The organism is Nocardioides seonyuensis (assembly GCF_004683965.1).
GTDB classification, from domain to species: domain Bacteria; phylum Actinomycetota; class Actinomycetes; order Propionibacteriales; family Nocardioidaceae; genus Nocardioides; species Nocardioides seonyuensis.
On record NZ_CP038436.1, the window covers coordinates 3067698 to 3086153 of the forward strand.

The 18456-nt window shown below is 70.1% G+C and carries 20 protein-coding genes, 1 tRNA gene and 1 pseudogene; 12 read left to right on the plus strand and 10 right to left on the minus strand.

What is annotated here, in order from left to right:
• Positions 1 to 8 precede the first annotated feature (8 nt).
• The 4 genes from EXE58_RS14895 to EXE58_RS19765 are packed head-to-tail and all read left to right on the plus strand — an operon-like array spanning position 9 to position 2636.
• Positions 9 to 788 (plus strand): isoprenyl transferase, encoded by a 780-nt coding sequence (locus tag EXE58_RS14895; RefSeq protein WP_135268611.1) that lies wholly within the window; start codon positions 9 to 11, stop codon positions 786 to 788.
• A 54-nt stretch (positions 789 to 842) separates the two neighbouring features.
• A complete protein-coding gene (locus EXE58_RS14900; RefSeq protein WP_135268612.1) occupies positions 843 to 1790 on the plus strand; it encodes an ABC transporter ATP-binding protein in 948 nt (315 codons plus the stop codon).
• Positions 1787 to 2482, plus strand: coding sequence for an ABC transporter permease (locus EXE58_RS14905; protein ID WP_208544032.1), 696 nt, complete (start codon positions 1787 to 1789; stop codon positions 2480 to 2482). Before EXE58_RS14900 ends, EXE58_RS14905 begins: the two co-directional genes overlap by 4 nt.
• Positions 2433 to 2636, plus strand: a complete 204-nt coding sequence (locus EXE58_RS19765) for a hypothetical protein (protein ID WP_208544033.1) — start codon at positions 2433 to 2435, stop codon at positions 2634 to 2636. The genes EXE58_RS14905 and EXE58_RS19765 overlap by 50 nt, the downstream gene beginning before the upstream one ends.
• A 10-nt stretch (positions 2637 to 2646) precedes the next feature.
• Here EXE58_RS19765 and EXE58_RS14910 read toward each other — a convergent pair whose 3' ends face one another.
• The 4 genes and pseudogenes from EXE58_RS14910 to EXE58_RS14925 form a co-directional block, all read right to left on the minus strand.
• Positions 2647 to 3060: a Fur family transcriptional regulator gene (locus EXE58_RS14910; protein ID WP_135268613.1), complete on the minus strand. Its 414-nt coding sequence runs from the start codon at positions 3058 to 3060 to the stop codon at positions 2647 to 2649.
• Positions 3047 to 4017, minus strand: a pseudogene (locus tag EXE58_RS14915) (metal ABC transporter permease). The gene EXE58_RS14910 and the pseudogene EXE58_RS14915 overlap by 14 nt, the downstream one beginning before the upstream one ends.
• Positions 4018 to 4046: 29 nt before the next feature.
• Positions 4047 to 4835: a metal ABC transporter ATP-binding protein gene (locus EXE58_RS14920; protein WP_135268614.1), complete on the minus strand. Its 789-nt coding sequence runs from the start codon at positions 4833 to 4835 to the stop codon at positions 4047 to 4049.
• The gene (locus tag EXE58_RS14925) at positions 4829 to 5794 is read right to left on the minus strand and encodes a metal ABC transporter substrate-binding protein (protein WP_135268615.1); all 966 of its coding nucleotides are present in this window, start codon (positions 5792 to 5794) and stop codon (positions 4829 to 4831) included. The genes EXE58_RS14920 and EXE58_RS14925 overlap by 7 nt, the downstream gene beginning before the upstream one ends.
• A 124-nt stretch (positions 5795 to 5918) precedes the next feature.
• Here EXE58_RS14925 and EXE58_RS14930 point away from each other — a divergent pair, with 124 nt between their 5' ends.
• From EXE58_RS14930 to EXE58_RS14950, 5 genes are all read left to right on the plus strand, one after another.
• Positions 5919 to 6239 (plus strand): antibiotic biosynthesis monooxygenase family protein, encoded by a 321-nt coding sequence (locus EXE58_RS14930; protein ID WP_135268616.1) that lies wholly within the window; start codon positions 5919 to 5921, stop codon positions 6237 to 6239.
• Between the two features lie 53 nt (positions 6240 to 6292).
• Positions 6293 to 7693, plus strand: a complete 1401-nt coding sequence (locus EXE58_RS14935; protein ID WP_208544034.1) for a glycine--tRNA ligase — start codon at positions 6293 to 6295, stop codon at positions 7691 to 7693.
• A 37-nt stretch (positions 7694 to 7730) separates the two neighbouring features.
• Positions 7731 to 8897 carry a tRNA dihydrouridine synthase DusB gene (gene dusB / locus EXE58_RS14940; protein ID WP_135268618.1) on the plus strand — a complete coding sequence of 389 codons (1167 nt, stop codon included), beginning with the start codon at positions 7731 to 7733 and terminating at the stop codon, positions 8895 to 8897.
• Between the two features lie 175 nt (positions 8898 to 9072).
• Complete coding sequence (locus EXE58_RS14945; protein WP_135268619.1) at positions 9073 to 9966, plus strand: VldE C-terminal domain-containing protein; 894 nt, start codon at positions 9073 to 9075, stop codon at positions 9964 to 9966.
• Positions 9967 to 9991: 25 nt separating this feature from the next.
• Positions 9992 to 11263, plus strand: coding sequence for a deoxyguanosinetriphosphate triphosphohydrolase (locus EXE58_RS14950; RefSeq protein ID WP_135268620.1), 1272 nt, complete (start codon positions 9992 to 9994; stop codon positions 11261 to 11263).
• Positions 11264 to 11304: 41 nt separating this feature from the next.
• Here the strand turns inward: EXE58_RS14950 and EXE58_RS14955 are convergent, their stop codons facing one another.
• Genes EXE58_RS14955 through EXE58_RS14970 form a run of 4 tightly spaced genes read right to left on the minus strand, consistent with a single transcriptional unit; the run spans position 11305 to position 13388 of the window.
• Positions 11305 to 11622 carry a YtxH domain-containing protein gene (locus EXE58_RS14955; protein WP_208544035.1) on the minus strand — a complete coding sequence of 106 codons (318 nt, stop codon included), beginning with the start codon at positions 11620 to 11622 and terminating at the stop codon, positions 11305 to 11307.
• Positions 11622 to 12719, minus strand: coding sequence for a YihY/virulence factor BrkB family protein (locus EXE58_RS14960; protein WP_135268621.1), 1098 nt, complete (start codon positions 12717 to 12719; stop codon positions 11622 to 11624). Before EXE58_RS14960 ends, EXE58_RS14955 begins: the two co-directional genes overlap by 1 nt.
• Positions 12716 to 12988 carry a DUF3618 domain-containing protein gene (locus EXE58_RS14965; RefSeq protein WP_135268622.1) on the minus strand — a complete coding sequence of 91 codons (273 nt, stop codon included), beginning with the start codon at positions 12986 to 12988 and terminating at the stop codon, positions 12716 to 12718. The genes EXE58_RS14960 and EXE58_RS14965 overlap by 4 nt, the downstream gene beginning before the upstream one ends.
• Positions 12981 to 13388: a phage holin family protein gene (locus EXE58_RS14970; RefSeq protein WP_135268623.1), complete on the minus strand. Its 408-nt coding sequence runs from the start codon at positions 13386 to 13388 to the stop codon at positions 12981 to 12983. The genes EXE58_RS14965 and EXE58_RS14970 overlap by 8 nt, the downstream gene beginning before the upstream one ends.
• 107 nt (positions 13389 to 13495) lie before the next feature.
• Between EXE58_RS14970 and dnaG the strand changes: the two genes are divergently transcribed.
• From dnaG to EXE58_RS14985, 3 genes are all read left to right on the plus strand, one after another.
• Positions 13496 to 15391 (plus strand): DNA primase, encoded by a 1896-nt coding sequence (gene dnaG / locus EXE58_RS14975; protein ID WP_135268624.1) that lies wholly within the window; start codon positions 13496 to 13498, stop codon positions 15389 to 15391.
• A complete protein-coding gene (locus tag EXE58_RS14980; RefSeq protein ID WP_135268625.1) occupies positions 15388 to 15888 on the plus strand; it encodes a hypothetical protein in 501 nt (166 codons plus the stop codon). Before dnaG ends, EXE58_RS14980 begins: the two co-directional genes overlap by 4 nt.
• 53 nt (positions 15889 to 15941) lie before the next feature.
• Positions 15942 to 16017, plus strand: a tRNA-Asn gene (locus tag EXE58_RS14985).
• A gap of 58 nt (positions 16018 to 16075) precedes the next feature.
• Here EXE58_RS14985 and EXE58_RS14990 read toward each other — a convergent pair.
• Positions 16076 to 17641 (minus strand): peptide chain release factor 3, encoded by a 1566-nt coding sequence (locus EXE58_RS14990; RefSeq protein ID WP_135268626.1) that lies wholly within the window; start codon positions 17639 to 17641, stop codon positions 16076 to 16078.
• Between the two features lie 32 nt (positions 17642 to 17673).
• On the minus strand, positions 17674 to 18432 hold the full coding sequence (locus EXE58_RS14995) for a PIG-L deacetylase family protein (RefSeq protein WP_135268627.1): 759 nt from the start codon (positions 18430 to 18432) through the stop codon (positions 17674 to 17676).
• Positions 18433 to 18456 lie beyond the last annotated feature (24 nt).

Sequence of the window (18456 nt, forward strand, 5' to 3'; positions counted from 1 at the left end):
TGCCACCCGTGAAGCGCCAGGTCCGCCCGCCCAGCCCGCACCCGAGCGGCGCACGTCCGCCCGCCATTCCGGCGGAGCTGCTGCCCGAGCACGTCGCGATCGTGATGGACGGCAACGGCCGCTGGGCCAAGGACCGCGGCCTGCCTCGCACCAAGGGCCACGAGGCCGGGGAGTTCTCCCTCTTCGACATCGTCGAGGGAGCCATCGAGGTCGGCGTCAAGGCGATCTCCGCCTACGCGTTCTCCACCGAGAACTGGTCCCGCTCGCCCGACGAGGTCCGCTTCCTGATGGGCTTCAACCGCGACGTCGTACGACGCCGACGCGACGAGATGCACGACATGGGCGTCCGAGTGCGATGGGCAGGTCGGGCACCACGATTGTGGAAGTCCGTCATCAAGGAGCTCAAGGACGCCGAGGAGCTCACCAAGCACAACGACGTCATGACCCTGACGATGTGCGTCAACTACGGCGGGAGGTCCGAGATCGCGGACGCAGCCCGCGCCGTCGCCCAGGACGTCGCGGCCGGGCGCATCAAGCCGGACAAGGTCGACGAGAAGGTGTTCGCGCGCTACCTCTACGTCCCCGAGCTGCCCGACGCCGACCTCATCTGGCGGACCAGCGGCGAGCAGCGCCTCTCCAACTTCATGCTCTGGCAGGCGGCCTACAGCGAGTTCGCCTACACCGACAAGCTCTGGCCCGACGTCGACCGTCGCGACCTCTGGGCGGCGATCGAGACCTACGCACGACGTGACCGCCGCTATGGCGGAGCGCTGCCCAACCCCACCTGAAGTCGGTTGTCGGAGGTGCTGCCGACCCACTAACTTCGATCGCGGGGAGGCGTCATGGAGACGGAAGCATCGAGAGTCGTGGCGCGGGTGCGCGGCTTGAGGATGGCCTACGCCGGCACCGATGTCCTGACTGGAGTCGACCTCGACATCCGTGCGGGCGAGGTGCTGTGCCTGCTCGGGCCCAACGGTGCCGGCAAGACCACCACCATCGAGATCCTCGAGGGCTTCCGCATGCGCTCCGCGGGGGAGGTCACCGTCCTGGGCCAGGACCCTGCCCACGCCGACGAGGACTGGCGAGCGCGCACGGGCGTCGTGCTGCAGTCCTGGCGTGACCATCCACGCTGGTCGCCCCGACGCCTCCTGGACCAGCTCGGCGGCTACTACGCGCCCTACTCCACGCCCGAGCGTCCACGCCCCTACGGCACCGACGACCTCCTCGCCACGGTGGGCCTGACCGAGCTCGCCGACCGCAAGCTCGCGACGCTGTCAGGTGGCCAGCGGCGCCGGCTGGACGTCGCTGTCGGGATCATCGGACGTCCCGAGCTCCTGTTCCTCGACGAGCCCACCGCGGGATTCGACCCCCAGGCGCGACGCGAGTTCCACCACCTGGTCCGCCGCCTGGCGGAGAGTGAGGGCACCACGATCCTGCTGACCACCCATGACCTCGACGAGGCAGAGAAGCTCGCCGACCGGGTCCTCATCCTGGCCGGAGGCCGGATCGTTGCCGACGACACGGTCGACGGCCTGGCCCGTCGCGTGGCGGGTGATGCCGAGGTGAGGTGGAGCATGGGCGGCGAGCGCTTCGTCGAGTCGGTGGCAGACGCCACGAGCTTCGTCAGGGGCCTCTTCGAGCGGCACGGTGAAGGAGTGGCCGACCTCGAGGTACGACGCGCCAGCCTCGAGGACGCCTACCTCGCGCTCGTCCAGCAGCACGAGTCCGGCCGGGCCGACAGCGCCGCACGGTTGTTCCGGGACGCCACCCAGTCGGAGGTCGACGCATGAGCTTCCCGGCACACGCTGTCCGCCTGGGTCTCCGTCGCGGATGCGCGGAGTTCCTGCAGAGCCTCAGGAGCACCCAGGACCAGGGCTTCTACCTGTTCACGGGACTGCTCGTGCTCGGATACCTCTTCCTGCGTCGGAACACCGAGGTCGAGGGCACCGACCTCCTCCTTCCCTCGGTCGCGCTGCCCAGCATCCTCGGCGCGCTGATCACGTTCGGAGTGGTCATCGGACCCGCCTACGCCCTGGCCATGGAGAAGGAGGACGGCACCTTGCTGCGGCACAAGGCCGTCCCCCATGGGCTGGTGGGCTACTTCACCAGCCAGCTCTTCTTCCAGTCGGCCAGCCTGGTGCCCCAGCTGCTGGTCATCCTCGTGCCGGCCTTCTTCCTCTTCGACAACCTGATGGCGGAGCCGTCCGGCTGGTTCACGGTGCTGTGGGTCCTCGTGCTCGGGCTCCTGGCCGCCATGCCGATCGGCATCGTCATCGGTGCGCTCGTGCCGGGCACCCAGAAGGTGGGCACGGGGCATGCTCCCCGTGATGGTCCTCGCAGGGATCTCCGGGATCTTCTACCCGCTGCAGCAGCTGTGGGGGTGGGTGCAGGTCGTCGCGCAGGTCTTCCCGATGTACTGGATCGGGCTGGGCATGCGCTCGGCCTTCCTTCCCGAGCAGGCCGCCGCGCTCGAGGTCGGTGACAGCTGGCGCACCGTCCCGACCGTCCTGGTGCTCGGCGCCTGGGCGCTGGTGGGGATGCTCGTCACGCCGCTGGTGCTGCGTCGGATGTCTCGCCGGCAGTCCGGGTCGCAGGTCGAGGCGGCTCGCGAGGCCGCCGTCCAGTGGGTCCGCTGAGCGCAGCGGGTCAGCGACACGACGGGCACGTGCCGAAGATCTCCAGCGTGTGGCTGATGTCGCCGTAGCCGTGCTCGTCGGCGATCGCCGTGGTCCACCTCTCCACGGCAGGACCCTCGACCTCGACGGTCGCCCCGCACTGGCGACAGACGAGGTGGTGGTGATGGGTGTCGGAGCAGCGTCGGTAGATCGCCTCGCCGTCCTCGCTCCGGAGCATGTCGACGGCGCCGGCCTCGGCCAGGCGCTGCAGGGTGCGGTAGACGGTGGCCAGGCCGACCGATCCTCCGCCACGTGCGATCCGGTCGTGGATCTCCTGGGCGCTGCGGAAGTCGTCGAAGCCGGTCAGCGCCGCCACCACGGCCTGCCGCTGCGGAGTCGCCCGGGCGCCCCCGAGTGAGGCGCCGGCGTGGTCAGTGCTCGTCATAGTGCTCTCCGTGGGGGGCGTGGCGGTGGCCGTCGTGGACGTAGTCCACGTGGTCGCCGTGCTGGACCGCGGGGTGGCCGCAGTCAGCGCCGTGCTCGTGCGGGTGCTCGTCGGTGGTGGCGTGGCTCGTCGTGGTCTCCTCGGAGAACGGTTCGCGCACCCGCAGTCGCCGGCGCAGGAGGACGCCGATGGGCCAGGTGGCCGTGAACATCGCCAGGGCCAGGAGCACGATCGCGGGGCCCGGTGCGACGGTTGTCCCCACGGGGAACGATGCCGCGACCAGCAGGCCGCCCACAGCCGACAGGGCTCCGACGGCCATGGCGCCGGCGAGGGTCGCGCGGAACGACCTCGCGAGCTGCTGGGAGGCGGCGACGGGGACGACCATGAGCGCCGAGACCAGCAGCAGGCCGACCGTTCGCATCGCCACGGTCACGCTGACCGCGGCGAGCACCGCGACGAGGAGGTTGTAGGACCGGACGCGCAGCCCCGCCACCTGGGCGAACTCCGGGTCGGACGCGACGGCGAAGAGCTGCGGAAGCAGGCCGAGCGTGATGGCGAGGATCACGACCCCCAGGGCGACCGTGAACCACACGTCGGCGGGAGCAAGGCTCGTGATCGAGCCGAAGAGGTAGGACTGGAGCGTGTTGGCTCCCTGGCCGGCCAGGCCGGTGATGAGGACGCCGCCGGCCAGTCCGCCGTAGAAGAGAAGAGCGAGAGCGACGTCGCCGTTGGTGTGGCCCTGCTCGCGGATCACCTCGATCGCCACCGCCCCGAGTACGGCGACCAGCACTGCGGTCCAGGTGGGGAGGTCCCGGTGAGCAGGCCGATCGCGACTCCCGTGACGGCGACGTGGCCGATGCCGTCGCCGAGGAGGGCGAGCCTGCGCTGGACCAGGAAGGTGCCGATGGCAGGTGCCGCAAGGCCGGTGAACAGGGCGGCCACCAGGGCGCGCTGCATGAAGGCGTGGTCGAGGAGCTCGAGCGGGTTCACCGGCCGCCCTCCAAGGAGTCGAACGGCGAACCCACGTGCGGCACGTGGTCGTGCCGGGCGGGACTCGGGTGGTGGTGCCCGTGCACGGCGTCCTCCGAGATGGGAGGGCCGTCGTACTCGATCCGGCCGTCGCGCATCACCACCGCACGATCGACGAGCCGGGCCATCGGACCCAGCTCGTGCGCCACGAGCACGACAGTGGCGCCCCGCTCCGAGAGGACCTCCAGCGAACCGGCCAGTGCCCGCTGGTTGGGCAGGTCGACGCCCGCCGTCGGCTCGTCGAGGAAGAGCAGGTCCGGCTCGCCGGCGAGGGCGCGGGCGATCAGGGCCCGCTGCTGCTGCCCGCCGGACAGCGTGGAGATGCCGTCACCTGCGCGGTCGGTGAGACCGACCACGGCGAGCGCTTCGTCGATCGCCCGGCGGTCGGCGCGACCCGGGAGTCGCAGCAGTCCTCTCCGGGACAGTCGCCCCGAGGCCACCACCTCCCGCACGCTGGCCGGCACCCCACCCGCTGCACTGGCACGTTGGGGCACGAAGCCGATGCGGGCACGGTCGCGGAAGTCCGCGAGCGCGACACCGAACAGGTGCACCGAGCCCTGTGTCAGGGGCCGAAGCCCGGTCAGGGCGCGCACGAGAGTCGACTTCCCCGAGCCGTTGGCGCCGAGGAGGGCGACGAACTCGCCCTCCCGGACGGTCAGGTCGTTGCCGCGGAGCACGGGCCGGCCGCCGATGGCCACTGTCACTCCACGTGCCTCGACGACCGGGTGTCCGGTGACGTTCAGCATCCGTTGGCTTCCCTCAGCGCCGCGAGGTTCTGCTCCATGAGTGCAACGTACTCGTCCGCGTCGTCGCTGCCGTCGGGTCCTTCGATCGGGTCCAGCACCGCCGTCTGGACCCCCGCGTCCCTGGCCAGTGCCTCGGCCATGGCGGGGGAGGCGAGCCGCTCGGAGAACACCGTGGTGATCCCCTCACCGGCGATGAGCTCCTGCAGGTGTGCCAGCACTGCCGGGGTCGGCTCCGCGTCCGGGGTCAGGCCGGCGATGCCCTCGAAGTGCAGACCGTAGCGCTCGAGGTAGCCGAAGGCGTCGTGGCTGACGACCACCGTGTCTCGCTCGCACGCCGCCAGCCCCTCGGAGTAGGCGGTGTCGAGCTGCTCGAGCTCGGTCCTCAGGGCGGCAGCGTTGTCGGTGTAGGTCTCGGCACCCTCGGGGTCCGCCTCCGCGAGTGCCTCGGCGACGACGTCCGCGAGGTCGGCCATGAGCAGGGGGTCGAGCCAGAAGTGCGGGTCCAGGTCTCCGTGGCCCTCCTCCGCCTCGTGGCCGTCCCCGTCCTCCTGGCCTTCTTCGCCCTCGTGCCCCGGTTCCCCGTGGTCGTGTCCCTCGCCGGCCGGGATCAGCTCGACCGCCTCGGCTGCGTCGACCTCGATCCCACCGGCGACGTTGTCGACCGCCTCGTCGACAGCGGGCTGAAAGCCGCGCTCGAAGACGACGACGGCGGCCTCCTCGATGAGTGCCGTGCGGGAGATGTCCAGGCCGAGGTCGTGGGGCTCGCTGCCGGGCTGGGTGAGGTTGGTGACCTCCCACTCGTCGCCCGCCACCCGCTCGCTCACCCACGCCAGCGGGTAGAACGACGCGACGGCCTGGCGACCACTCCCGGCGTCGGTGTCCGTCGCTCCGCAGCCGGCAAGGAGGACGGCTGCGACGAGCGCGCTGAGGACGGAGAGCGGACGAGTGGCGAGCGACATGAGAATCATTCTCAAACAGTTGAGAATCATTGTCAACTCTCGATAGTCCGTATCAAACGGCTCGTCAGGGCGCAGGTTCCGGGAGCTTTCCGATACGGAGTATCACGGGAGATACGCTGCCAGCGTGCTCGTCGTGACCCGCTTCCGCGTTCCGTCCACCGACGCCGACGCGTTCCGCGAGCGCATCGAGCTGGCCCGGGCCACCCTCGCAGCCCAGCGGGGCCATCTCGACAGCACGCTGGGCCGCAACGTCGACGACCCCGAACTGTGGGTCCTGACCACCCGGTGGGAGAACGTCGGCTCCTACCGCCGCGCGCTGTCGTCGTACGACGCCAAGCTCCACGCCTGGCCCGCGCTCACGCTGGCCCTGGACGAGCCGAGCGCCTACGAGGTCGTCGAGCCGGGGGTCGACCTCAATGACGCGGGAGCGCGCTCGATAGGCTGAGGGCTTCGGCTCAGACCGGCAGCCAGCCGGCCCGACTACCTCGAGGAACTCACGTGGCCAAGCCCGCACCCACCGCCCTGGACAACGTCGTCTCGCTCGCCAAGCGACGAGGTTTCGTCTACCCCTGCGGTGAGATCTACGGCGGCACGCGGTCTGCCTGGGACTACGGCCCGCTGGGCGTGGAGCTCAAGGAGAACATCAAGCGCCAGTGGTGGAAGTTCATGGTCACCCGGCGCGACGACGTCGTGGGGCTCGACTCGAGCGTCATCCTGCCCACGAAGACGTGGGAGGCCTCGGGCCACCTGAGCACCTTCAGCGACCCGCTGACCGAGTGCCAGTCGTGCCACAAGCGCTTCCGCGAGGACCACCTCCAGGAGGACTTCGCGGCCAAGAAGGGCATCGACGACCCCGACTCCGTCGACATCAACGAGTCGGTCGCCTGCCCCAACTGCGGCACCCGCGGCGCGTGGACCGAGCCGCGCGCCTTCAACATGATGCTCAAGACCTACCTCGGCGTCATCGAGGACGAGTCCGGCCTGCACTACCTGCGTCCCGAGACCGCCCAGGGCATCTTCCTCAACTTCGCCAACGTGGTGACCTCGAGCCGCCAGAAGCCTCCGTTCGGCATCGCCCAGGTCGGCAAGAGCTTCCGCAACGAGATCACGCCCGGCAACTTCATCTTCCGCACCCGCGAGTTCGAGCAGATGGAGATGGAGTTCTTCGTCAAGCCCGGCGAGGACGAGCAGTGGTTCCAGTACTGGATCGACGAGCGCACGCGGTGGTACGTCGAGCTCGGCATCGACCGCGACAACCTGCGGCACTACCAGCACGCCGAGGAGAAGCTCTCCCACTACTCCAAGGGCACCACCGACATCGAGTACCGCTTCGGCTTCGCCGGCAGCGAGTGGGGCGAGCTCGAGGGCATCGCCAACCGCACCGACTTCGACCTCAAGCAGCACAGCGAGTTCTCCGGCAAGGACCTCTCCTACTACGACCAGGCCAACGACGAGCGCTACCTGCCCTACGTCATCGAGCCCGCCGCCGGTCTCACGCGCAGCCTGATGGCGTTCCTGGTCGACGCCTACACCGAGGACGAGGCCCCCAACACCAAGGGCGGCGTCGACAAGCGCGTCGTGCTCAAGATCGACCCCAGGCTCGCGCCGGTCAAGGTGGCCGTGCTGCCGCTGAGCCGCAACGCCGACCTGTCGCCCAAGGCCAAGGCGCTCGCGGCCGAGCTGCGCGAGAACTGGAACGTCGAGTTCGACGACTCCGGAGCCATCGGCCGTCGCTACCGCCGCCAGGACGAGATCGGCACGCCGTTCTGCGTCACCGTCGACTTCGACACCCTCGACGACGACGCCGTCACCGTGCGCGAGCGCGACAGCATGGCGCAGGAGCGAGTCAGCCTCGACGGCATCAGCCGTTACTTCGCCGACAAGCTCCTGGGCTGCTGATTTGGGGCGGCCCGAGGGTCGAGCCGACAATGGCGGCATGACCGCCCTGCCGACCGAGCTCGTCCTCGGGTCGCTGCGCGTTGACACGCCTGTCGTCCTCGCGCCGATGGCCGGCATCACCAACGCTGCCTACCGTCGCCTCTGTGCCGAGCAGGGTGCCGGCCTCTACGTCTGCGAGATGATCACCAGCCGCGGGCTGGTCGAGGGCGACGCGACCACGCAGAAGATGCTGGTCTTCGACGAGCTCGAGACGATCCGGTCGGTCCAGCTCTACGGCACTGACCCGGTCTACATCGGCAAGGCCGTGGAGATCCTCTGCGGCGACCACGGTGTCGGCCACGTCGACCTCAACTTCGGCTGCCCGGTCCCCAAGGTGACGCGCAAGGGTGGCGGGGGAGCGCTCCCGTGGAAGCGCGGGCTGCTGGCCGAGATCCTCACCGCGGCCGTCGCAGCCGCGGCGCCGTACGACGTCCCGGTCACCATGAAGACCCGCAAGGGGCTCGACGACGACCACCTGACCTACCTCGACGCCGGGCGGATCGCCCAGGAGACCGGCGTCGCCGCGATCGCCCTCCACGGGCGGACGGTCCAGCAGGCCTACTCGGGAGCCGCCGACTGGGATGCGATCGCCCGCCTGGTCGACCACGTGGACATCCCGGTCCTCGGCAACGGCGACATCTGGGAGGCCGCCGATGCCCTGCGCATGGTCGAGGAGACCGGGGTCGCCGGCGTCGTGGTGGGCCGCGGCTGCCTGGGCCGTCCGTGGTTGTTCCGCGACCTGGCCGCCGCCTTCGCGCCCTCGTCGGTCGAGGGAGGAGGGAGTCCTGTCAAGAGACCCGGCCTGCCGACGCTCGGCGAGGTCCGCGACATGATGCGCCGCCACGCAGAGCTCCTGGCCGAGCACATGGGGGAGGAGCGCGGCTGCAAGGAGTTCCGCAAGCACGTGGCGTGGTACCTCAAGGGCTTCCGCGCGGGCGGCGACCTGCGCCACCGGCTCGCGCTGGTCTACTCCCTGGCCGCTCTCGACGAGCTGCTCGCCGACCTGGACCCCCACGAGCCGTTCCCGGTGAGCGAGCTCGGAGCCCCTCGGGGACGTCAGGGCGCTCCCCGCTCCAGGGTGGTCATTCCCGAGGGCTGGCTCGACGACACCGATGGCACGGGCAGCCACGTCCGGGAGGATGCCAACGAGACGACCGGTGGTTGAGATTTCACCCTGCGTGACTCGAAACACCTGTGGAGAACTGCCCTGAGATTGGGACACGCCCGGAATCCTGTGTTTCACTCGATTCCGCGCTCGACCCCCCCGGCCCATCGCCCGGGACCCCGACCCCCTAGGTTGAGCGCAGTTCCCCCGAACGCAGAAGCAAAGGATCATCGCTGTGGCTCAGCATCGCCACAAGCGGGACACCAATGCCCGCACCCTGCCCACCCTGCCCAAGGCTGCCCTGGTTGCCGCCCCCGTCGCGGTCGTCGCGACGCTGTCGGCCGTGACCATGGGCGTCCTGTCCGCAACCCCTGCCACCTCCACCGACGACAACCTCCTGGCGTCGTCCGCCGGCGCCTCTCTCTCCGGTGCCCGGGCGCTGGAGAACCGCGACGAGGTCGTCTCTCGCTCCACCATCCGCTCCGCTGCGCGCACCGAGTCGCGTGTTCGCCGCGACCTGGCTGCTGCCAAGCAGACGCGCCGTGCCGTCCGCAGGGCCGACGACAAGCTCTGGACCGCCGAGGACCTCAACCTCTGGACGGGTCCCGGCGAGGGCGCCGACAAGCTCGGTGTCCTGGACTCCCGGGAGAAGGTCCTGGTGACCGGCCGCCGCGAGGCAGGACGCGCCGAGGTCGTCATCGACGGCAAGCCGCGCTGGGTCACGGCCTCCTACCTCACCGCTGAGAAGCCGGAGAAGCCCGAGCCCGCGGGGCCGAGCCTGGGCGGGTCCTGCAGCAACGGCTCCTCGATCGACGCAGGTCGGGCCTCGCTCTACGACATCCACCGGGCCGTGTGTGCCAACTGGCCTGAGGTCACGTCCTACGGCACGTGGCGGGGCGACGGCGACCACGGCCAGGGCCGTGCCATCGACATCATGGTGAGCGGCGCCACCGGCTGGGCCATCGCCGACTTCCTGCGCGCCAACTACGGCAGCTTCGGCATCGAGTACATCATCTACTCGCAGAAGATCTGGTCCGTGGAGCGTGGGGGAGAGGGCTGGCGTGGCATGTCCGACCGTGGGTCGACCACCGCCAACCACTACGACCACGTTCACGTCACCGTCTACTGACCTGCTCCACTAGGCTCGCGGAGCGATGACTCCGGATGAGCTGTACGACGACGCCGACCGCGAGCGACTGGTCGCCGAACCCCCCAAGCGGGTGGACGCCCCCGTGCGCACCCCGTTCGAGCGCGACCGGGCCAGGGTGGTCCACGCGGCGGCCTCCCGCCGGCTCGCGGCCAAGACCCAGGTGGTGGGGCCACAGTCCGACGACTTCGTGCGCAACCGGCTCACCCACAGCCTCGAGGTTGCCCAGGTGGCGCGCGACCTCGCGCGCGCCCTGGGCTGCCACCCTGACGTGACCGAGACGGCCGCCCTCGCACACGACCTGGGACACCCGCCGTTCGGCCACAACGGCGAGCGGGTGCTGGCCGAGCTGGGCCAGGAGTGCGGCGGCTTCGAGGGCAACGCGCAGACCCTGCGACTGCTGACCCGCCTGGAGGCCAAGACGTTCGGGCCGAGCGGCTCCGTGGGCCTCAACCTCACGCGCGCCACGCTCGACGCCTGCACCAAGTACCCCTGGACCCGCTCCGACGCGCCCGACCCCGGAGGCGTGCACGCCGACGGCACCCCGCGCTTCGTGGTCAAGTTCGGTGTCTACGACGACGACGCCGAGGTCTTCTCGTGGTTCAGGCGTGGGATCGCGGGCACCCGCAAGTGCCTCGAGGCGCAGGTCATGGACCTCGCCGACGACGTCGCCTACTCCGTCCATGACGTGGAGGACGGGATCGTCGCCGGCAGGCTCGACCTCACCCGTCTCGACGTCGACGCCCTCTGGGACACCGTGCGGGCGTGGTACCTCCCCGACGGCGACGACGACGAGCTCGGGGCCGCCCTCGACGCCATGAGGGAGCAGGCGAGCTGGCCCGAGGCGTCGTACGACGCAAGCCGGCGTTCGCTGGCGGCGATGAAGAACCTCACCAGCGACCTGATCGGCCGGTTCTGCGGGAGCGTCCGGGCCGCGACGTTCGCAGCTGCCGACGGCCCGTTCGTCCGACACCGTGCCGACCTGGTCGTGCCCCGGCAGACCGAGGTCGAGATCGCGATCCTCAAGGGGATCGCTGCCCACTACGTCATGCAGGCACAGGACCGCTTGACGCTCATGGAGCGGCAGCGCGAGCTCATGGCCGAGCTCTTCGAGGCCGTCTGGTCACGCGGGCCGGACGCGCTCGACCCGTCGTTCGTCGAGGACTGGGAGACGGCCCACGACGACGCCACCCGGCGACGGGTGACCATCGACCAGGTGGCGTCGTACACCGATGCGCGGGCCATCAAGCGGCACCGCGAGCTGACCGGCCGCGGCTGAGGCGGAGCCCAGTCTCGGCAGGTCAGCTCACGGCAGGTCGCTCAGGGCAGGTCGCCCTTGGGGTAGGGGTCGTCCTGGAGCGCGGTGCTGTCAGGGTTGAGCTGGTCCTCGAGGTCGCTCGACGACCCTGACGGCTTGACCTTGTGTGCCGCGCTGCTTGCCGCGTCGGTGACCTTGTCCTTCACCACCGGGGCCTTCTCGCGGGCGATGTCCGCGGCCTGCTGGGCCCGGTCCTGGACACGTGGGTCGTCCTTGACCTTCGTGGCCATGTTCTTGATCTCCTCGTAGCGGTCACGTCCGGCGCGGGTGCCCAGCACGTAGCCCACGGCTCCCGCAGCGAGCATCATCAGCTTCCTCATCACGAATCCTTCCTGTGGTGGTCGGTCTCCAGGCCGCCGTCGGCACGATCGCCGCCGTGGCTGTCTCGGATCTTGCGTCCCAGCTCCACGTCCTTCTTCTCCTTCTCGCGGTCCTTGAGGATCTTGCGGGTGTCGCGCGGCGGCAGCTGCAGCTCGCGCTCGGCGGGAATCCCGGCCTGCAGCTGTCGTCCCCGCTCGAGCTCGGCGTCGAGCTCGGCGCCGAAGAGCAGGGCCAGGTTGGTGATCCAGAGGAACAACAGCGCGACGACGACGCCCGCCAGCGAGCCGTAGGTCTTGTTGTAGTTGGAGAAGTTGGCGACGTAGAACGCGAAGCCGACCGAGGCGAGGACCCACACCAGGATCGCCACGGCAGCTCCCACGGAGAGCCAGCGGAACTTCGGCTGCTGCACGTTGGGGGTGGCGTAGTAGAGCATCGCGACGATCAGCATCACCACGACTGCCAGGACGGGCCACTTCGCGATGTTCCACAGCGTCAGCGTGGTCTCGCCGAGCCCCACGACGTCACCGATGGACTCAGCCAGTGGTCCTGACACGATGAGCATGAGGAGGACCACCGCCATCAGGACGACCGCGATGAGCGTGACGAGGATCATCACGGGACGCAGCTTCCAGAAGGGGCGGCCCTCGCCGATCTCGTAGATCCGGTTCATCGCGCGCGAGAACGCCGTGACGTAGGCCGACGCGGACCACAGGGCGACGACGAGACCGATGATGAGCGTGAGCCCGGCAGCCTCCGAGGCCGCGAGCTCCAGCAGCGGCTTTTCGATGGTGCCGAGGGTCTCGGCCGCCACCAAGGGGTCCAGCACCTCCAGCACGGTCTCCACTGCCTTCTTGTCGCTGTTGACCAGGCCCAGGATCGAGGTCAGCGCGAGAGCCGCCGGAAAGATGCCCAGCACGGAGTAGTAGGTCAGGGCAGCAGCCAGGTCGGTGCACTGGTCGTCGAGGAACTCACGCACCGTCTTGCGCAGCACGTAGAGCCAGGACCGCTTGGTCAGGTCGGTGGGACTGTCGGGCTTGGCCGGGTGGTCCGGCGGCGGTGCGTCCTTCTTGTCCATGGTGTCGTGGGGGTCGGTCATCGGCGTCGCCGCCACACGAGCACCACGACGGCCATCGCGACCAAGGAGCCCAGGGCTGCCAGGACCTCGGGTCTAGGGCTGCCGTCTGCCGTCGTGGCGGAGTTCTTGAGGTGGGCCACCTTGTCGCGGGCCCGCGACTTCACGTCGAGCTTGGCGGCCAGGCCGTCGACGGTGGCCGCCAGCTGCTCGCGCTGCACGGCGATCTCGGCCTCGAGCTCCGCCGGGGTCGGCTGACCACCAGCGGGCGTGTCCGTGGACGGATCAGGCATGGTGTTGTCCCTTCACGGTCGCGATGTCCTCCTTGACGCCCTCGACCGCTCTCTGCGGCACCGGGGGCCCGGCCTCGGCCACCTTGTTCTTGCCCATCACCCCGGCCACGGCGGCGCCCGCCAGCAGCACCAGGCCGACGATGAGGGCAGCCAGCCAGGCATCGAGCACCAGGGAGAGCGCCAGGATGGCGGTCGTGATCAGGGCAGCCACACCGAAGAACGCCAGAAGTCCTGCCACGCTGAACATGCCGATGCCGACCCCGGCACGCTTGCCCTTCTCGGCGACCTCGGCCTGGGCCAGGCGCATCTCGCTGCGGATCAGCTCCGGGAGCTGCTGGCTGAGCTGGTGGACGAGGGCTCCGAGGGTCTGACCCTCTGTCCCCGGTTGCTGAGCGGTCATGCTCCCGTTGTGCCCCGGCACCACGATTGCATGCCACCCGCCCTGGTTCTGGGACGGGTTGTGCAGGACGCGTCCCCACGTGGGGAGCCCCGCCGTAGACTCGCCGCGTGGCAGGCCGGATCCGTGACGACGACATCGCAGAGGTGCGCGAGAAGGCTGTCATCGACGACGTGGTCTCCTCCTACGTCACGCTCAAGCGGGCCGGGGGAGGCTCGCTGAAGGGGCTGTGCCCCTTCCACGACGAGAAGTCCCCCTCCTTCCACGTGACGCCCGCCCGCCAGATGTTCCACTGCTTCGGCTGCCAGGAGGGCGGCGACGTCATCAGCTTCCTGATGAAGATCGACGGTCTCTCATTCACCGAGGCCGTCGAGCGTCTCGCCGACAAGTACGGCGTCCAGCTCAGGCGTGAGGAGGGGGGTGACGAGCCCCAACGTCCGCGCGGCCCGGCGCGGCAGCGGCTGATCGAGGCGCACAAGGTCGCCCAGGAGCTCTACGCCGACCTGCTCGCCTCTCCCGAGGCCGTGGTGGCGCGGCAGTTCCTCGACCAACGCGGCTTCGACCAGGAGGCGGCCCTCCACTTCGGCGTCGGCTTCGCTCCGCGGGGCGGCGACGACCTGGCCCGGCACCTCCGTGGACGGAACTTCACCGAGGAGGAGATCGTGGCGGCCGGCCTCGTCGCCCAGGGGCGCTCCCTCTACGACCGGTTCCGCGGGCGGCTCGTGTGGCCGATCCGTGACGCCAGCGGCGACACGATCGGCTTCGGTGCACGACGCATCTTCGACGACGACAAGATCGAGGCCAAGTACCTCAACACGCCCGAGACGGCGATCTACAAGAAGAGCCACGTGCTCTACGGGCTCGACCTGGCCCGTCGCGACATCGCGCGCACGACCCAGGCCGTCGTCGTCGAGGGCTACACCGACGTGATGGCCTGCCACCTCGCCGGGGTCACCACTGCCGTGGCCACGTGCGGCACGGCCTTCGGTGATGACCACGCTCGCGTGCTCCGCCGGTTCCTCCACGACCACGACGAGTTCCGCGGTGAGGTGATCTTCACCTTCGACGGTGACTCCGCAGGCCAGAAGGCTGCCCTGAAGGTCTTCCAGTCCGACCAGAGCTTCGCCTCGCAGACCTACGTCGCCGTGGCACCCGACGGGCTCGACCCCTGCGACCTGCGACTCCAGCAGGGCGACTCGGCGGTGCGCGAGCTGGTGGCCACCCGGCGTCCCCTCTACCGCTTCGCCCTCGACAACATCATCTCGGGCTTCGACCTCGACCGCGCCGACGGTCGCGTCGACGCTCTGCGCGCCTGTTCCAAGCTCGTCACCAGCATCCGCGACAAGGCCAAGGTCGAGTCGTTCACCCGCGAGCTCGCCCACATGATCGGCGTCGACGTCGACGAGGCCCGGGCCGAGATCCGCCGCGCGGCCGGCCGGCCGGCGGACAACCGCGGCGCCGGCGGCAGCGACCGCCGTACGCCTTCGGGGGAGGCGCCGGCGGCAGCACCTCGCCACCAGCTGCCCCACCTGCGTGACCCTCGCTTCTCCATCGAGCGCGACACCCTCAAGCTCGTGCTCCAGTTCCCGGCGGCCGTCGGCCGCACCACCCAGCACGTCGGTCCCGAGGACTTCACCCACCCGACCTATCGCGGGGTGTGGGAGGCCATCGTCGCCAGTGGCGGGCCGGAGGCCGGCGCCCACGACCCAGGCTGGAACGCCCGGGTGCTCGGTGCGGCGTCCGACCCGGCGGTCGCCTCAGCGGTGAGCGAGCTTGGCGTGGACGCGATCGTCGGGGTCGACGACGCCACCCCCAGCTACGTGGCTGCCCACGTCTACCGGCTCCAGGAGCTCACCACGCTGCGCCGCATCGCCGAGGTCAAGTCCCGCCTGCAGCGCACCAACCCCGTCGAGCACGCCGTCGACTACAACAGGATGTTCGGCGAGCTCGTCGCTCTCGAGCAGCACCGCCGGACCCTGCGTGACCACGCGGTGGGGTCCTCGTGAGGCGTCGCGGCTCGTCACCCGGGGTGGAGGTGCCCAAGGGCGAGAAGGTCCTCGCCTCGACCACAGCCGCTGATGGCGCGGTCCTGGCCGGCACCCGCGACGCCTTCTACCTCGTCCGACCCGGCGAGCAGCCGGTGCGCGTGCCGTGGGAACAGGTCGAGGCGGCCGAGTGGGACCGCGACGCCGAGCTGTTCCGGCTCAGCGAGGTGGGCCGCTGGGGTGAGCTGCGCCGCGAGCACACGGTCACCCTCGATGACACCGGGCGCCTGCTCGAGCTCGTGCAGGAACGCGTGACGGCCAGCATCGTGCTGCAGAAGCACGTCCCCCTCGAAGGACGCCGAGGGTTGCGCGTGATCGCCCGCAGGGCTCCTCGCGGAGACCGTCCCGTCGAGTGGGTCTACGAGTACGACCAGGGCGTGGATCCCGAGGATCCCGCCGTCGCATCAGCGGCTCGGGCGGCCCTGGCCCAGGCCCAGCAGGACCTCGGCACGGCCTGATTTCTCTCCGGCCATCCGGCCTTGCTAATGTGTGCGCTCGCTGCACGCAGCGATCCCCTGTAGCTCAACTGGCAGAGCATTCGGCTGTTAACCGGAGGGTTGTTGGTTCGAGTCCAACCGGGGGAGCCAGAGAAGCCCGCCTGACCTGCACGTCGAGGTCAGGCGGGCTTCGTCGTTCCCGGGCCGGTCAGCCGGCGCTCGCCGGCAGCGCCTCGAGCATGACGTCGGGGTTGTCCCGGGCCGTGGCCATCGCTCGCCACTGGTCGACGAACAGGGCCAGGCGGGTGCCGTCGCTGCGCTGGAGGACCTCGACGCCTCGCTTGCCCGCGAGCGCCTCGGCGCCTGCGGCGTCGGTGACCCGGGCCACCTGGTAGTCGAGCCGGGAGAACCTGATGGGGGCGTTGAACTCATGGGTCATCCGGTCCTCGACGACCTCGAACTGCATGGGGCCCACGGCGGCGAGGACCGGGTTCTGGTCGCCGCGCAGGTCTGATCGCAGCACCTGCACGACGCCTTCCTGGTCGAGCTGCTCGATGCCCCGGCGGAACTGCTTGTAGCGACCGATGTCTCCCGCGCTGGCGGTGACGAAGTGCTCCGGTGCGAAGCTGGGGACGGGTGGGTACTCGATGGCGTCGCCCTGGTAGACGGTGTCCCCGACGCGCAGCGCCTGGGCGTTGACGAAGCCGATGATGTCGCCCGGCTCGGCGCTCTCGACCGATGTCGTCTCGCGCCCGAACACGGCCTGGGCGAACTTCGTGGCGAACGGGCGACCCGTGGCGGCGTGCGTGACGACCATGCCGCGCTCGAACGTGCCGGAGACGACACGCGCGTAGGCCAGCCGGTCGCGGTGGGCGGTGTTCATCCCCGACTGCACCTTGAACACGAAGGCGCTGAAGTCGTCGTCGACCCCACGGAGCGACCCGTCGACGCCCGCGGCCGTGCCGGGTGCAGGCGCGAGGTCGAGCAGCAGGTCGAGGAGCTGGGCGACGCCGAAGTTCTGGATGGCGGAGGCGAACATGACCGGAGTCGTCTCACCGGCCAGGAAGCGCTGCTGGTCGTGGTCGGCGTCGTCGAGCGTGAGCAGCTCGTGCTCCTCGACCGCGTCCTCCCACACCGATGCGTCCTGCTCGCCGACCTCGTGCGGTCCGAGCCGTTGCTCCGGAGCCCGAGTCGCCCCGCCCGCCGTGCGCGTGTACTTGACGAACTCGCCGGTACGGCGGTCCAGGACGCCGCGGAAGTCGCCCGCCTCGCCCACGGGCCAGGTGAGGGGGGTGGGCCGCAGGTTGATCTGCTGCTGGATCATGTCCATCAGCTCCAGCGCCGAGAGACCGGGGCGGTCCCACTTGTTGATCACGGTGATGACCGGGATGCCGCGCAGTGCGCAGACCTTGAAGAGCTTCAGGGTCTGCGGCTCGAGGCCCTTCCCCGCGTCCACCAGCATCACCGCCGAGTCGACGGCCGAGAGGACTCGGTAGGTGTCCTCGGAGAAGTCACTGTGGCCCGGCGTGTCCACCAGGTTGACGACGTGGTCGCGGTAGACGAACTGAAGGGCGGCTGAGGTGATGGAGATCCCGCGCGCCTTCTCCATGGCCATCCAGTCCGACACCGTGGCGCGTCGGTCGCCCTTCCCGTGGACGGCTCCAGCCTCGGTGATGACTCGGGCGTGCAGGGCGAGCGCCTCCGTGAGCGTCGACTTCCCGGCGTCGGGGTGGCTGATCACTGCGAAGGTACGGCGGGGGCGGGTGTCAGGCACCGCGTGAATCTACCCGGCCAACCGCTGGGGACCTACTCGCCCCAGCCCATCGGGAACACCTCGAACGACGCGGCGAAGGCCACGCCCATCCGTTGACCGGTCTGCCTTCCGAACCCCTCGAGGAACTCCCGCGCGTCCCAGCCCTCCCAGCCGAGGCCGTCGATGTAGGCCTTGTGCTTCTCCAGGGACTCCACGCCCGCGTCGAAGGTCTCGGTCGTGTCGACGCCGTGCTCGGCACCGGGCGAGCCCGCGGCCCACACGGCGCGCACCCCGCCCCAGGGCTCGAGGTCGCCCTCGAGCTGCTCGGGAAAGACCCAGCGGTTGCCGGCGTCACGCACGGCGTCGAGCACGGCCCTCCCGACCGCGATGTGGTCGGCCTGGTTGAGGTTGCGACCGCCGAAGGTGTCGCGGAAGTTCCCGGTGATGACGATCTCGGGACGGTGGCGCCGCACCACCTCGGCGAGGATGCGCCGCAGTGCGACGCCGTACTCCAGCACGCCGTCGGGCTGCCTCAGGAAGTCGACCTCGGTGACCCCCACGACTCCCGCAGAGGCGATCTCCTCAGCCTCACGCAGCGGGCCCGCCTCGTCGGGGTGCATGCCGTCGATGCCGGCCTCGCCGCTCGTGACCATGCAGTAGACGACGCGCTTGCCCTGGCCGGTCCAGCGCGCGATGGCCGCGGCGGCGCCGTACTCGATGTCGTCGGGGTGGGCGACGATGGCGAGGGCGGTCTGCCAGTCCTCCGGCAGCGGCTCGAGGGGACTGGGAAGCTGGTTCTCGCGCTCGGTCATGGACCGAGCATGGCACCGACCGCT